The organism is Streptomyces sp. NPDC102278, from assembly GCF_044766345.1.
Classification (GTDB): domain Bacteria; phylum Actinomycetota; class Actinomycetes; order Streptomycetales; family Streptomycetaceae; genus Streptomyces.
On the sequence record NZ_JBIWLV010000012.1, the window covers coordinates 223777 to 238354 of the forward strand.

17 protein-coding genes are annotated in these 14578 nt (G+C 68.7%); 11 read left to right on the forward strand and 6 right to left on the reverse strand.

Translation table 11 applies throughout. The features are described 5' to 3' along the window. Positions 1–3 precede the first annotated feature (3 nt). The 3 genes from ACIRO3_RS27025 (at position 4) to ACIRO3_RS27035 (ending at position 3226) form a co-directional block, all read left to right on the forward strand. The gene (locus ACIRO3_RS27025) at positions 4–267 is read left to right on the forward strand and encodes a UBP-type zinc finger domain-containing protein (protein WP_404141161.1); all 264 of its coding nucleotides are present in this window, start codon (positions 4–6) and stop codon (positions 265–267) included. Then, entirely contained in the window at positions 267–1979 is a 1713-nt protein-coding gene (locus ACIRO3_RS27030) for an FAD-dependent oxidoreductase (protein WP_404141200.1), read from the forward strand. Before ACIRO3_RS27025 ends, ACIRO3_RS27030 begins: the two co-directional genes overlap by 1 nt. Before the next feature lie 110 nt (positions 1980–2089). Next, on the forward strand, positions 2090–3226 hold the full coding sequence (locus ACIRO3_RS27035) for a hypothetical protein (RefSeq protein ID WP_404141163.1): 1137 nt from the start codon (positions 2090–2092) through the stop codon (positions 3224–3226). A 151-nt stretch (positions 3227–3377) separates the two neighbouring features. Here ACIRO3_RS27035 and ACIRO3_RS27040 read toward each other — a convergent pair whose 3' ends face one another. Then, positions 3378–3905 carry a phosphate-starvation-inducible PsiE family protein gene (locus tag ACIRO3_RS27040; RefSeq protein ID WP_404141165.1) on the reverse strand — a complete coding sequence of 176 codons (528 nt, stop codon included), beginning with the start codon at positions 3903–3905 and terminating at the stop codon, positions 3378–3380. Positions 3906–4135: 230 nt separating this feature from the next. Further along, entirely contained in the window at positions 4136–4519 is a 384-nt protein-coding gene (locus tag ACIRO3_RS27045) for a DUF732 domain-containing protein (protein ID WP_404141167.1), read from the reverse strand. A 126-nt stretch (positions 4520–4645) separates the two neighbouring features. Here ACIRO3_RS27045 and ACIRO3_RS27050 point away from each other — a divergent pair, with 126 nt between their 5' ends. From ACIRO3_RS27050 to ACIRO3_RS27080, 7 genes are all read left to right on the forward strand, one after another. Then, positions 4646–4882, forward strand: a complete 237-nt coding sequence (locus ACIRO3_RS27050; RefSeq protein WP_404141169.1) for a hypothetical protein — start codon at positions 4646–4648, stop codon at positions 4880–4882. After that, complete coding sequence (locus ACIRO3_RS27055) at positions 4876–5055, forward strand: flavin reductase family protein (protein WP_404141171.1); 180 nt, start codon at positions 4876–4878, stop codon at positions 5053–5055. Before ACIRO3_RS27050 ends, ACIRO3_RS27055 begins: the two co-directional genes overlap by 7 nt. Before the next feature lie 205 nt (positions 5056–5260). Then, complete coding sequence (locus ACIRO3_RS27060) at positions 5261–6193, forward strand: D-alanyl-D-alanine carboxypeptidase family protein (RefSeq protein WP_404141173.1); 933 nt, start codon at positions 5261–5263, stop codon at positions 6191–6193. Positions 6194–6821: 628 nt separating this feature from the next. Beyond that, positions 6822–8012, forward strand: a complete 1191-nt coding sequence (locus tag ACIRO3_RS27065) for a globin domain-containing protein (protein ID WP_404141174.1) — start codon at positions 6822–6824, stop codon at positions 8010–8012. 54 nt (positions 8013–8066) lie between these two features. Then, positions 8067–8693 carry a pyridoxamine 5'-phosphate oxidase family protein gene (locus ACIRO3_RS27070; RefSeq protein WP_361777971.1) on the forward strand — a complete coding sequence of 209 codons (627 nt, stop codon included), beginning with the start codon at positions 8067–8069 and terminating at the stop codon, positions 8691–8693. Positions 8694–9046: 353 nt separating this feature from the next. After that, a complete protein-coding gene (locus ACIRO3_RS27075; protein WP_404141176.1) occupies positions 9047–9409 on the forward strand; it encodes a hypothetical protein in 363 nt (120 codons plus the stop codon). A 147-nt stretch (positions 9410–9556) separates the two neighbouring features. Beyond that, positions 9557–10207: a hypothetical protein gene (locus ACIRO3_RS27080; protein ID WP_404141178.1), complete on the forward strand. Its 651-nt coding sequence runs from the start codon at positions 9557–9559 to the stop codon at positions 10205–10207. 669 nt (positions 10208–10876) lie between these two features. On the opposite strand, the gene ACIRO3_RS27085 is transcribed toward ACIRO3_RS27080, so the two are convergent. The 4 genes from ACIRO3_RS27085 to ACIRO3_RS27100 form a co-directional block, all read right to left on the reverse strand. Continuing rightward, positions 10877–11095 carry a hypothetical protein gene (locus ACIRO3_RS27085; protein WP_404141179.1) on the reverse strand — a complete coding sequence of 73 codons (219 nt, stop codon included), beginning with the start codon at positions 11093–11095 and terminating at the stop codon, positions 10877–10879. Between the two features lie 506 nt (positions 11096–11601). Beyond that, positions 11602–12264, reverse strand: a complete 663-nt coding sequence (locus ACIRO3_RS27090; protein WP_404141181.1) for a hypothetical protein — start codon at positions 12262–12264, stop codon at positions 11602–11604. A gap of 51 nt (positions 12265–12315) precedes the next feature. Next, positions 12316–12786, reverse strand: a complete 471-nt coding sequence (locus tag ACIRO3_RS27095; RefSeq protein WP_404141183.1) for a Tn3 family transposase — start codon at positions 12784–12786, stop codon at positions 12316–12318. Between the two features lie 85 nt (positions 12787–12871). Beyond that, positions 12872–13312 (reverse strand): hypothetical protein, encoded by a 441-nt coding sequence (locus ACIRO3_RS27100; protein ID WP_404141185.1) that lies wholly within the window; start codon positions 13310–13312, stop codon positions 12872–12874. A gap of 1024 nt (positions 13313–14336) precedes the next feature. Between ACIRO3_RS27100 and ACIRO3_RS27105 the strand changes: the two genes are divergently transcribed. After that, positions 14337–14578: hypothetical protein (locus ACIRO3_RS27105; protein ID WP_404141186.1), on the forward strand; the 242-nt coding region annotated here is incomplete at its 3' end.

Sequence of the window (14578 nt, forward strand, 5' to 3'; positions counted from 1 at the left end):
ATCATGGCAACGATTTCCGACCCGCACGTGGCGATGGTGCGCCCAGTGACCCCGCGGACCCCGGAGGGCTGCGAGGAGTGTCTGCGGGAACATTCCCCATGGGTCCACCTGCGGCTCTGTCTCACCTGCGGGCACGTCGGCTGCTGCGACTCCTCACCCCTCAAGCACGCCAGACGACACGCGGGCAGCGCCGGTCACCCTGTCGTGCAGTCATTCCAGCCCGGAGAGGACTGGCGCTGGTGTTACGTCCACGAGGCCCCGGTCTGATGAACGCGGCCGAGCACCAACACGGTGCGGTCCGTGAGACCCCGGACCGACACGGGGCGTTCCCACGCCTGACACCGGAGCAGCTACAGGATCTGACCGCCCACGGAGAGCGCCGCAGGACCGCCGAGGGCGAGGTGCTCTACCGCGAGGGCGAGCCGTTCCGGGAATTCCTCGCGATCCTCAGCGGAACCGTCGAGATCCTCCACGACCACGGAGGGCCCGACGAGCGCACGGTGGCCGTGCACGGGCCCGGCAGGTTCCTGGGTGAACTCGGGCTGCTGGAGGGCCAGGCGGCATTCGACACCGCCGTGGTGCGCGAGGCAGGCGAGATCCTGGCCGTACCGGTGGAACGGCAACGCGCCCTGGTCGGCAGCGACCCCGTCCTCGGCGACCTGATCCTCCGCGCCTACCTGGGCCGCAGGTACCTCCTCATCGGCCTCGGCGCCGGCTTCCGGATCCTGGGATCGTGCTATTCACGGGACACGCTGCGGCTGCGTGAGTTCGCCGCCCGCAACCGGCTGCCCCACCGCTGGGTGGATCTGGAGAGGGACAAGGAGGCGGAGGCGCTGCTGCGCCGGTTCGCCATCCGTCCCGAGGAGACTCCGGTGGTCCTCTGGAAGGGCGAGCGTGTGCTGCGCAATCCGAGCAACGCCGAACTCGCCCGGCTCATCGGGCTGCGCGACCCCTCGCCCGAGACCGGACGGTGCGACGTCTTGGTGGTCGGTGCGGGCCCCGCGGGACTCGCGGCCGCCGTGTACGGCGCCTCCGACGGCCTCACCACGGTCACTGTCGACGCCGTGGCCACCGGAGGCCAGGCCGCCACCTCGTCACGCATCGAGAACTACCTCGGCTTCCCGTCGGGCATCTCCGGGGGCGAGCTCATCGAGCGCGCGGTGCTCCAGGCCCACAAGTTCGGTGCCCGCCTCATGGTGCCGGTGCAGGTCAGCGGGCTCACCCCGCAGGACGATGAGTACGTCGTCACCTTCACAGACGGGTCCCGGGCCAGGACCGGCGCCGTGGTGCTCGCCGCCGGCGTGTGGTACCGCAGGCTGGAGGTGCCCGGCATCGACCGCCTGGAAGGCAACGGCGTCTATTACGCGGCGACGGTCCACGAGGCCGGCCTCTGCCGGGCGGACCCGGTCGCCGTGGTCGGCGGCGGAAACTCCGCGGGGCAGGCGGCGCTGTTCCTCGCCGAGCACGCCTCCAGGGTCCACCTTCTTGTGCGGGGCGGCGACCTCAACGCGGACATGTCGCGCTATCTGGTGGACCAGGTGGAACAGCACCCCACCATCCAGGTGTCGCTCCACACCGAAGTCCGGAGCGTCGGCGGGGAGGAGAAGCTGGAGTCGCTGACGGTGGAGGACAACGCAACCAATGAGCGCCACGAGCTGCAGGCCGCGGCGCTGTTCGTGTTCATCGGGGCCCGGCCGCGCACGGAATGGCTCAGGGGTGTACTGGGCCTGGACGAGAAGGGTTTCGTCCTCACCGGCGTCGACGCCCAGGCGGCGGCCGACGCAAACCAGTGGGCCTCGCTCGGCCGTGGTCCGTTGCTGCTGGAGACCACCCTCCCCGGGGTCTTCGCCGCCGGGGACGTCAGGAGCGGCTCGGTGAAACGGGTGGCCTCGGCGACCGGTGAAGGCGCCATGGCGATCCGCCTCGTGCACGAGCACCGGGAAAGGAGGGGAACCGCCGACCCCGAGGTCGGCCGGTAGCGGGGCAGCCGGTGTCCTGACGCCGACCTACCCCCGCCGGATGGTGCAGGCGGCCCGGACCGCCACACGACAAGCGAACGCGGGGGAAGCGGACGAAGGAGGGTCCAGCCATGCAGAAGCGCTCTCAGGGCGTGACCGTCGTGGCTCTCTTGGCGGATCCGGATGCGCCGACGGAAATCGCCCAGCGCATGGCCCAGCTACTCCCTGACCGGCTCGCCGACAAGTCGGACCGCGGGCGACGGTTCGACGTAGAGGTGGTCAGTGAACCGTTCACCTCGGGGACGGAGGACCTGCCCACCTTGATGCGCCGGATCGTGGACCGCGGAAGCAAGGAGAACTGGGACGTAGTGGTGGCACTCACCGACCTTCCGCTGCACTCCCACGGGCGCAAGGTGGTTGTGAATCTCAGCCACGAGCACGGCCTGGCGCTGCTGTCTCTTCCTCCACTGGGGGGCTTCCGGTTGCAGACGAGGGCTCGTCGCGCCGTGGAAGAAGCCGTGCTTGGCCTGGAGAGCGTGCGTACCCCTGGCGCTGACGGGCGTCCGCAAAGTCAGCCGCTTCGGGGACCCTTCGCCGCGCGTCACACGCCCATCCACCGAGGCCCGGTAGACGAGGAGGAGACCGCCGATCTTCGCTACGTCGTCAGCGGACCGCGCGGCTACCTGAGGGTGCTCGCCGGAATGGTCCGCGCCAACCGGCCCTGGCGGTTGGTGCCGGGCTTGTCGAAGGCCCTGGCGGCCGCGCTCGCCACGGGAGCGGTCGCCACCGTGAACTCCACCACCTGGAGCCTGGCCGAGGCCCTGAGCGCGCCACGCCTCGTGATCGCCATGGTCGGGTCTCTCGGGGTCATGACCGGCTGGCTGATCATAGATGGGGAACTGTGGCATCGAACAACAGAGCGCTCGCCGGAGGCGAGGCAGAGGGCGAGACTCTACAACGCCTCGACGGTCCTGACCGTGGGTATCGGCGTGCTCGTCTGCTACGGGGGCTTGATGGTCGTCAACTTGGTGTGGGCACTGTTCATCATCAACGACCGCGTGTTCACTTCCGTGACGGGAGCCCCGCTGCACGCCACCGAGTACCTCACGCTGTCATGGTTCGTCGCCTCGGTCGCCACCGTGGGCGGCGCACTGGGATCAGGCTTGGAGAGCGACGAGGCGATTCGGGCAGCCGCCTACTCCAAGCGCGAACAGGAGCGTCGTCACATGCTCCAAGACGACGACCGCGGTGCCCAGTCCTCGCAGTGAACCGACACCGGGGCCCGCCACCGGCCGCTACACGTCCCGCACACAGGCAGCAGCCGTTCGTCTCCGAGGCGGAGCGGTTCGCCGAGGTGGGTGCGGACACCGCGCAGGGGGCAGTCGCCGTATGCGGGCGGAAGCTGGTACTGGTGACCGATCAGGGCTTGTGTACCGGAGCGGGTGACGGCTCCGGCGACGAGGAGCGCCGCGCCTCCTGGAGCGGAAAGTAGTCTCCCGGCCGTGTCGAGCGCCGCCATACGTACGTCGCTGTCGCCATCACGAGGATCAGTCCGGTCAGGATGAGCAATTCGACCCCCTCGACGTTCCACCGGAAGGACTTCTCCGCCTCGGCCGTCACGATGAGCACCTTGCGGATGCCGGCAATCAGGCCGACGACGAGGAACGGCTCCGCGTCGAGCGTCTGGTTCCTGATGGTGAGGCGGACGGTGTGGAGCAGTTCGGCCACGATGAACAGCACAAGACCGTTGTCCAACGCGGAGAGAACGACTGTCTCCTCCTGGTACGGCCCTTGGACCGACCGGATGACGTCGTGGACGACTCCGACGGTCAGGATCCCCGCGAGCAGCACGAGGAGCGCCGCGACGACGAGGTGGATGCCGTCCTCGATGAGCTGCAGAAGGCCCTGTACCCGGCCGCCCTCGATCTTCGGGAGAGTGGGTTGCACGGCAGCATGCTATGGGTCGGTTGCCCGGTCCGTGGCGCGGCGTGCCCAAGGCAGCCGTACCCGTCGCTTTCCTGCGGGGGCTCTGCCGGTCCAGGCTGGGAGCAACCAGCGGTCACATGTCCCCGTGCAGCACGTCATCGTCTTCGTAGCGGGCCGGAGCCTGCCCGAGGCCGAACCAGGTCGCCGGCCACGTGGCGCACCCACTCGCACCGCGGTGGTCTGTGGCCCCGTCAGTACGTGGGGCAGAGGTTGGTCTGTACGGCGGCGAGGATGAAGGCGGCCTTGGTGGGGCCGAAGCCGTCCGGATGGTCGGGGCTGATGAAGCGCCGGTTCGTGGACTCGACACGCTTGGTCGGGTCCTTCTCGTTCTTCATGGACTGGCACTGGTTCAGCCCGCGGCTGATGGCTTTGTCGTCCTTGCCGTTGACGATCTCGGGGTCGATCTTGTTGAGCGCGGCGAGATAGATGGCGCGCTGCTCGGGGGCGGGGCTGGGCGGGATGCCGGCCGCTGCGGCGGCGAGCTCAGCGCCTGGGGGGCGATGCTCGACTGCGATGCGGACGGCGAGGCGACGACCTTGTCGTCGGCCTTGGGCTCGCTGGTGACCTCGGAGCAACCGGTGAGGGCGAAGAGGCCGGCGGCGAGGAAGACGGCGGTGTGGTGTGTGCGCATCGCATCATGGTGTCGGCGCCGGCACCGGTATGGGTGGGCTGTGACTGATCCGTGACGCGCGAGACTCGCGATGCACCGGCTCACCTCGGAAGCGATCCTCAACTTCCCGCTCACCAATGTCTTCGAGCGGGATCGCCTCCTGCCTGGGCTGGTCGACGCGGAAAGGGCCGCCATCTGCCTGCGGGACCTGGCCGAACGAGGACGGCCGACAGGCTTCGTCCTCCTCGCGAGCGAGCCGGACCGGCCCGGGAGGAACGGCGGTGTGCCAGGGGACCTCAACGTGACGGTGCACATCGCCCGGTGGTGACCTTCATGGTGGCCCGCGCGTCGACGACCGGGCCGCGGATCGCCCGCGCCGGGGTGCTCTGCGTGCACATCCTCGGCGTCGAACAGGGCGCGCTGTGCCGCTCCTTCGCCGTCGGCGGCGCCGAGAAGTTCGCCGGGATCGTTCACGCGCCCGCCCGCCGCCGGGCAGGGTGATTCGCTCCTCTTCCACAAGGGCCGGTTCGGCCGCTTCAGCGACGGAACGGCCGACCTGGCAGGGCCCGGACGGGCTTTGACCCCGCGGCCCGATGTTTCTCCGGGCGTCCGCTACGTAAGCTCCTGGGAGGGGAGGGACACCTCGACGTACCTCCCCTTCGGAAATTCTTCGGATACGCGGGGATTTGACTTGATATTGAACCTCATGCGCCGCACCCGCGGTGCGGTCGCCGTCACGGTAGCCACCGGAACCCTGCTGGTCGCCGCCTCGACGGCCTCGTCGGCGGCTCCGGTCGCCGCACCTCCCACCACGGCCGCCGGCGCGATCCTGATCGACGGCGGCACCGGGGCCGCGCTCACCAGCAAGGCCCCCGACACCCAGCGCCAGGGTGCGAGCACCACCAAGATCATGACCGCTCAGATCGTGCTGAGGGCGCCCGGTGTTGACCTCAACAAGAAGGTCACCATCAAGAAGGAGTACGCGGACTACGTCGTCCGTGAGGGCGCGAGCACGGCCCACCTCAAGGTCGGGGCCACCCCGACGGTCCGCCAGCTGCTGTACGGGCTGATGCTGCCGTCGGGCTGTGACGCCGCCTACGCGCTCGCGGACACCTTCGGCAAGGGCGCGACCACATCGGCCCGTACGGCGGACTTCATCGCGCAGATGAACGCCAAGGCCAGGTCCCTCGGCATGACCAAGACCACGTACGACTCCTTCGACGGCATCTCGCCGACCGGGAAGAACCTGACGACGCCGCGCGACCTGGCGAAGCTCACCCGGTACGCCATGAACGGCAAGGTCTTCCCGCAACTCGTGAAGGCCACGACGTACAGCACGGGCGGCACGTCCACCGACGCCACCTGGGGCAACAGCAACCTGCTGATCCGGGAGCGCCCCACCGGCTACGCCTACCCCGGCGCCATCGGCGTCAAGACCGGCACCGGCACGGCCGCTGGCAAGTGCATCGTCTTCTCCGGCACCCGCAACGGCAAGACCGTCATCGGGGTCCTGCTGAACGACGAGGAGCGCTACGCGGACGCGATGAAGCTCATGGACTGGTCGCTCGGTTCGGCGGCCGGCTCCGGGGCCGCGCTGCAGCGCAGCAACACCGACCCGATCCCGGACGTCCTCGACTGACGGTGACGCGTTGGACGGCTCCTCCGTCGGCGGGTGCGAACCCGCCGGCTGAGGAGCCGAGCCGTTTCCGGGCGGCTCACAAGGTCGGGTCGTCGGCGCCGTGACGCGGCTGCTGACAGGAAGGGGGCGTGCCCACGGGAACCGGGGCGATTGACAACCCACATCGAGGGCAGGGTCAGGGAGCCTGACAGGGGGCTTCCTTCGGGTCGCTGTGCACGAACAAGCTCCCCATCGGGCTCATACAGGGAATCCGGAGTCTTGCGCCAACTGTCTTCCGAGGCGGTATCGCCGAGCGCGGAGTAGGCCGCGCCGGCCGTGGTGCTCCTCACTACTTCTGAGTCACCACGACGATGATGTAGCCTCCGGAACCGTTTGATCCATTCAACTACCCGTCTCCACCAGGAGGACTCATGCCCGCCCCCGTAGCCGCCACGATTGCCATCCTCGGGAGAGGCAGATCGGGTGAGGGCTCTGCCTACGGCATACCGCAAGTCTCCGGTCCCATGAACGGCCCCGCTACCGGACGCTCGCGTCCACGTCGCATATCGACGGGAGGAGCACTGGTCTCTTGAGGTTCCGGATCGGACGCCCGACAAACCCACCCACTCCATCGCACCCGCAGGAGCCCGTGCCCCATGCGACTGCCGTCCCGCCCTCGACCAGCGCCGAGCCGGCCGTCGAACCGCCGCTCTCGGCCCACGAGATAGCACTCATACGGAGTTCCGTCTCCGTCGTCGAACCGCTCGCCGCCGACATGACGGTCTACTTCTACGCAATCCTCTTCGCCCGCTACCCCGAGGTCCGTCCGATGTTCCCCCCGGGGATGGACGCCCAGCGCGGCCGTCTGCTCCGCGCGCTGCTGCGCATCGTGGACCTGGTCGACGACCCGGAGAGCCTGGTCCGCTTCTGCGGCCACCTCGGCCGGGATCATCGCAAGTTCGGCACCCTCAGCGCGCACTTTCCCGCCGTGGGGGAATGCCTCCTCGCTTCTCTGGCCCGCTATGCCGGTCCCGCCTGGACCGAGGACATCGCCGCAGCCTGGACCAAGGCATACGGTGTGGTCGCCGACGTCATGATCAGCGCCGCCGAGGAGGACGAGGCGCAGCGACCCGCCGTCTGGCCCGCCACAGTGGTGCACAAGGTTCTACGCGGACACGGCATCGGCGAGGTCACCGTACGCCCCCACATGCCGTACCCGTATGCCGCCGGACAGTACGTCAGCCTTGAGACGCCGTGGTGGCCCAAGCAGTGGCGCTACTACTCTCCCGCCAATGCCCCCCGTCGGGACGGCACCCTCACCTTCCACGTACGTGCGGTGACGGGCGGTTCCGTCAGCGACGCACTCGTACACCGCTCTGCCGTGGGGGACGTCCTTCAACTCGGCTCACCGATGGGTGACATGGTGTTGGACGCCGCCGTCCACAGCGACCTGCTCTGCGTGGCGGGCGGCACCGGTCTCGCACCGATCCGCGCGATCGTCGAGGAGGTGGCGCGTCGTGGCGGACGACACAACGTCGACCTGTTCCTCGGCGCCCGTACCGGAGCCGAGCTGTACGGAGTCGATGACATGCTCCGCATGGCGCAGCAGTACCACTGGCTGACCATCAGGGGCGCCGTCTCCCACGAGTACATCCCCGGCATCCGGGGATCCCTGCCGGAGGTTCTGGCTGAGTACGGCCCGTGGTACCAGCACGACGTCTATCTCAGCGGACCGGCCCCGATGGTGGTCTCCGCCAGCGAGACACTCACGCTGCACGGCACCCTGCCCGACCGCATCCACCATGACCCGTTCGAGACCCCCGTGCTGTCCGCTTCATGACCCCCGCTCCATGAGCTCCGCTCTTGCCATCTGATCCTGCCAGGAGAACACCCCATGCCCTTGCCCCCACAGCCGTTCGGATCAGCGGGTGAACGCCGGCTGCAACAGCATCTGGGCAGCGCCGACCGCGCCACCCGGTTCTACGACCAGCAGGTGCGCCCGTACCTCACCGCCGAGATGCGGGAGTTCATCGGGTGCCAAAGCATGGTTTTCCTGGCCACCGCCGACTCGCACGGGGAATGCGACGCCAGTTTCCGGGCGGGCCCACCCGGTTTCGTGCACGTACTGGACGAGCGCACTCTTGCCTACCCTGAGTTCCGGGGAAACGGGGTGCTCGCCAGCGCCGGCAACATGACGGAAAACCCCCACCTCGGCATGCTTTTCGTCGACTTCACTCACCATCACGTCGGCCTGCACGTCAACGGCGTCGCCCACCTTTACGCCGATGCCGAACTCCGCGCAGCGCACCCCGGCCTGCCCACGGACATCGCCCCGGGGCGCGGCCCCGAAATGTGGGTCCACCTCAGCGTTGAAGAGGCATACATCCATTGTTCCAAGTACATACCGCACCTGGTGCCGGGCCCCCGCCCCACCCCCACCGCCGACCGCCCGAAGGATGCGGACTACTTCACCAGCTCCCGCCCCTCGCCGGCCCCGGCGGTCACCCCGTGGAGGCCCTGATGACGGGGCGGAAATCCTCTTGAAGGGGAGGGCGTCCGCCGTGGCGGGACAGGTGCGCAGGAGACCGTAGTCGACGGGCGTCTACATCGCCCGCGTATTCGCACGGCACGGTGGTCAGCAGCACGACGAGGACGCGACGAGGGCCCCCCACCGCTGAAGTGGTGGGGGCCTTCGCGCTCTGGGATCACAGGATGACGCTTTCGAAGTGGGCGGGGCCCACACCCTGTCCGCCACTTCTGCTCGTATGCCACATCGCGCAGCGTGCCCGGGGCGGGATCGTCTCGTCGGCCGAACGGGTCACGAACCGGAGCGTCGACTTCCGATCTACAATCGAACAGACTTACGATTCAAGGGTGACCTACGAGAGCACCTTCCCCGACGACCTCCTCCAGCTCCAGGAGCGCCTCCACCGCGCCCACGCCGAACACCGCGCCTACCTCGCCGACCTGCCCTGGAGCGTGGAACCCCTCACGGGCTGGACGCGCGGCGAGCGGTTCTCCCACCGCAGAGATGTCCCCGACAGCCCCGGCTGGAGCGACGAACAGAAGGAAACGGTCGATCGGATGTGGGCCGAGATTCGGGAGCTGTCGATCGCCGTCGCCGACCACCCCCACTGGGCAACGGTTCCTCGCGACGTCCTGGTGGATGCCCGTATGGGGCTCAAGAAGCAGACCCGCCCCGCCGAGCCTCGCATCGAAGTTGCCGAGGCGGCATAGCCACCACGCGGTGATCAAAGCGGTTGTGGCGGCTGCTCGCCGGCTATCGCCGCCTGGGCCGCCCCGGTGATGACCGCTCCGCGGCGCACCCCTAGGCTGTGCGCCGATCGGCCCCGGGCGCGGGGGTCCAGGGGGGTGGGGAACAGGATGTCCGTTGAACGGCACATAGCGGGGTCGCTCCAGCAGATCGCTCGTCAGCAAGCCGTCGTCGAGATCGCCCCCCAGGGCTCCACATCGAAGGCGGCCGCCCTGGCGTACGTGGTGGAGCAGTACGGCTACACGTACGGCCTCGCGTACAGGACCGGGTTCAAGAACTCGCTGGTCCAGGTCCGGATGTACCGGGACCCGCAGCCCGACGCGCGCCTTCGCGAGGCGGCCACGATCACCGCCCATCCGCGGGCGGGCAACGGCGGGACGGTGCCGGGGTTGGAGCGGGGCTCGCTGAAGCCGCTCCCCGAAGCGGTCGGTGCCGTGGCCGTGCTGAAGGACCTCGTCACCTTCGACGTCATGGCCCTGTACGTCGCCGACCGGAGCCAGAAGGTGAAAAGCTACCTCGCCTGCACGGTCCTGACCCTCCTCCTGCTCATCGACAGGTCGCCGATCGAAGCGGTCGCCTCCGGCGGGGCGGTCGCGCTGCTCATCACCGCGGCGTTCAAGGTGGGCGCGATCCGCCGAGGGAAGATCACACGGCGGCTGACGAACGCCGGCTTCCACGCGGTGCGCGACGAACAGGGCGGCCGGCGGTTCCTGCGCCCGGGTCAGCAGTTGCCCGGTCACACCAATCCGTTCGCCGGCTGAGGCCCTGTTCTGCGACGCGGGCAGGGCCGGGGCACCGCCGGGCACTTGTCGCCGGCCGGGCTTCCTGCTGCTCGGCGGGTACGCGTCCCGGGAGATGATGCTTCGCGGCATGGTCCGGCGGGTGCATGAACCCGCCAGGGGTGGGGCTGAGGCTGCGCGGTATTCGCACGGTCCAGGGGGCACACGTTCGGTTCGACCGGCATGGGGGCGGGGCACCTTCCGGTGGTGGCGTGGGCGGCCGGCCGGAGGGCGCGGGGAGCGTACCGGGCTCGGGCGCGGTCGGTGACCGTTTCGATTGCGAGAGCTCGGCCGTCGCTCGGGTCGCAGGTCAGCCGGCGGCTGCCGTGTTCGACTCCCGCAGCTCGGCCAATGCGGCCGCGCCGGCCGGTTTGAGGGGTCCAGCAGCACTGGACGAAACGATTCGCTGGCTTCGCGGGGTGCGGGCAGCGCAAGGGGGTCCGGCTTCAGCCCGGACGGCAAAGGGTGGGTCACGGCGAGGACGCCAGCAACCGGAAGATCTTGGTCCAGGGCATGTCACCCGCAGGGGCGCACTCGAATTGATCTTCTATCTGGATGCGCCTCTTCGCGCCCCTCGCGCCCCCGGTGCGCCCGCGATCGCTGACGCGCGCCGGGCCCTACTGCACGTCGGACGGTGGTCGACGGCCGCGATCACCGGTTGCGGGCCTGATGCCGGTTCCCGACGGGCGCGGCGTGAGCCGGACGGTCGTTGGTGGTGGCGGAGGTGGCGGAGATGGCGAGGATGGCGGGGGTGGCGGGGCGCAGGGCGCCGGGCCCGTAGCGGGCGCGGGCGCGGTCGGTGACCACTTCGATGGCCAGGGCGCGGTCGTCGCCGGGGTCGCAGGAGCGCCGCGTGCCTGAGTGCCCCATCGCCCACAGCGAGTTCGCTGCCCGCCCCGGCGCTACGAAGAGGTCGCGGCTCGGGACTCCGCGAGTTCGGGATCATCAAGTCCGACCTCACCTCGGTTTGCCTGTGGGTCGGGAACCTGACCCAGAAGGTCGAGAACCTCATCCGGCGTCTGGACGGCCTGGAGAGGAAGATCGACGGCTTCATCGACGAGCAGCGCACGGTGAACACAACCTTGGTCGAGCTGCTGTCCAGGCTGGTGGGCAAGAGCACCGACACCCAGTGAGCTCACAGCCCTGTTGCTGCACTTCTGGCGGGGCGGGGGCGGGCGGGGCCCGGACCGCCTTGCGCGGTGGATCGGTCCAGGCCCTCGCGCCGTCCGGCCTCACGCTGGGCCCGCTCACCCGTACAGTGACGTTGTTTGCTCGACCTGAGCCCCAAGACGGGGGTGAGCAGGGTTCGGTGCAGTCAAGGCGGCCTGCCCCCCCGCGCCCCTGTCCCCGACGCCTTCCGGTGAGCCGTCCTGCGGTCAGTACCCCGCGTTCTTGCCCGCGACAGTCCTGACCCGTTCGACCTGGACCTTGGCCACGTGCTCCAGTGCGCCAGGTTTGGTTTCGGTCGTGTAGGCGTGCGCGACGACTGCGCCGATGCGCATGAACGCTTCCGCGGTGGCGTCGTCATGGAAGGCGTCGGTCTCGTCGGCTCCCGAGGCCACGGTCACCGGCTGTGTCGGATCGCCGCGCTCGTCGGACTTCTTCCGCTCCTTGCCGGCCAGGCTCTTCAAGACGGTGCCGGCCTGCTCGGCCGTCTCGAACGCGTAGAGCCTGAACTCGACGCGCGTCCCGTCCGAGTTGCCGCGGACCTCCATGTCTTTGCCCGCCACGGCAAGCAGGCCGGTACACGCCGCGCCCGTTTCCTTGGCGCAGTGCTTGACGGACTCGGCGCCCTGGGCCAAGAACGGGTCGCCCCCGACGAACACTTCGCCCACGTGCGATTCCTCGGGAAGTGCGTATATCAACCCGGTCGGGTCCAGCCAGACGAGCTTGGACGGCGCAGGCGCCGGCCGGCTCTCCCCGAAGGCGGGCGGAGCCACGATGCTCCCCGCCGCCGGGGACTTACCCTGCTCCTCGCACCCCGTCAGCGCCAGCACCAGCACCGCCGCCGCAGCGGCCCTCCGCACGACAACCTTCACTTGCACTCCCTCACGACTACTCCTCCGCCGATCACCGACCGATCCGATTTGTCATGGCCACTCAACATCATGGGCGCACGGCCGACCAACTCCGATGTCCCACCGCCAGGGCTTTCCGTTATCTGTGGACCCTGACCGAAGGCAGGCCACATCCGCGGCCGAGGCACCGCTACCCGAAGTACGGGGCCGGGTAGGGGGTTGGGAAGACGACTTCGGCGCCCCGGCGCCGCGAGCGTGGCGGTCGGCGATGACGCTGCGGTTGCCGAAGCCGATCCACTGGGCGAACCGGTTGAACGACTCCACCTTGTTGGCCGTCGCCGTCACCCGCCGGCGAATCGACGCGTCAGAGAGGTAGCGCAGGAGCTGCACGGTGCGGATCACGCGGCCCTCGCGTACGGAGACGGCCACGCGCATCAGGTGGCGGAACTGGGACTCAATCAGGTCGAAGTCGATGGTGTTCTTGCCCGGCTCCCCGAACAGGGCGTCGATGCGCACGTACTTGCTCTGCTTGGAGGGGGTCACGCCCCGCGATCAAGCTGAACGACTGTCCCTCGCGGGGGCCGGCTCGAGGGGGGCAAACGTCCCGCCGTTCCTGCGCCGCCTCATGTCACAGGGATAGGGCAATCTTCCGGAACTTGCTCAATGAGAGAAGGTAATCCTGCTTCCCGGCGTCGGAGGGCGGCAGTGTGCTGACATTTTCGGTCGAAAAATCTTCCGCAGCCGGCAGGAGGGCTCCTGCCAGTTCGGAGGGATCGAACCTACCGACAGGTCCAGAGGGGGAGGAGATCGTGATTCCCTTCTTTCCGCTGTGGAAGACAAGCCGAAATGATGTGTCCACTCCGACGAAGGAAGCATTTTCTGTGCGACCTTCCAGTACCGGGCGGAGGCAGTCGAGAAGGTGCGCGATGGACAGGTGGATCATCATTCCCTGATCGGGGTTCTTGCCGGTGGAGACGGCTTCCCCCAAATCTCCTGACCAGCGCATGTCTCCCAGGTCGAATCCGCTCGGATCCCCCTGGTTGGGTCGGACGGTGAATTCTATGATCATGAGGTATGGCTCTTTTCTGTGGGGAGGTGGTGATTTTGCTCCCTCCCTCAGAATCCATAACGAGAGGGAAACGCGCCTCCATTTTGTTGACGATCATACGTTTCTCCCGCGCCTGTCGGGCCGGCGCTCCCTCGGGAACACTTCCGGGCCCCGTCACCGGGAGGCATTCGGTGATCTCATTTCGTGTGATCCGCCAGTGAAACCGCACTTTTCTGAGCTGAAGGTTGATGTACTCAACCTTCACTCCAACTTCGCTGCCGATTTCCACATGCCCGATATCGGCGTTACTCGGTCCGGTGTTGGGAAGCAGCGCCGGTGCGCGGCGCTCACCTACGCGGCAACGGCGTAGCGCATCAACTACGACTTCACCGCCTCGATGCTCTCCCGCGCGGCCAGCGGCAAGACCGTGCCCACGTGGCAGCTTGTCGAGACTTCGCCCGCGCCAGCCAGGTTGACCCGGCCGAGGGACGACGCCTGTGGAAGGCCGCTCGCGCCGCCGAACACACCCGCCGGCGGCGATCGTGAGCCCGACCGGGGGAGTCGAGTATCCCGTGATGGGAGGGTGGAGGGCCGCCCTCATGGTTCGGAGTCCGGAGGAAGAACGTGGCCGCCGCTGTCACAGCCGCGATGGGGCGATCACCACCAGCCATGTGCTCGGGCGACCGCCGTTGTTGGCGAAGGCCGCGATGAGCACCAACGAGGCCGGAGGGATGAACAGGAACATTCCGATGACGGCGGTCGCACGGCGAGACCCCAGGGACGGTGAGGGGCGCGGGCCCGGTCCACGTCACTCAACCTTCCTCCTGCGGATGGACGATTCGCTTCAATCCCTCTTGCGCCTCCATGCCCACAAGGGCGGCCAGGGGCCGGTTCAAGACGCGCACCCCCTCTGGAGTACTAGACTCACGCGCAGCATGAACGTGCCTCCGTACTACGGGGGTTGGCCGCCTACGCACGGCAGACCCGCTGGCGGGTGCATGTGGCCCATGATCCGTACCATCCCCGAGACGGACGCGGAGAAGACGTGAGGCCTACGAACAACGCGGTGCCGCTGCTCGCCGCACTGGCCGTGGGTGTCGTGCTCGCACTCGGCCCCGCCGCGTCCCCGCCGGCCGCTGCGGATCCGGGTGTGCTGCTCAGGGGCACGGTGGTCACGATGAACGACGCGGGGGACGTCTGGCCGGACGCCGCGCTCTGGATCAGGTCCGGCCGGATCGAGGCCGTCGTCAGGGCGGGCGGTCGACTGCCGCCGGGCGCGCGGTCGGC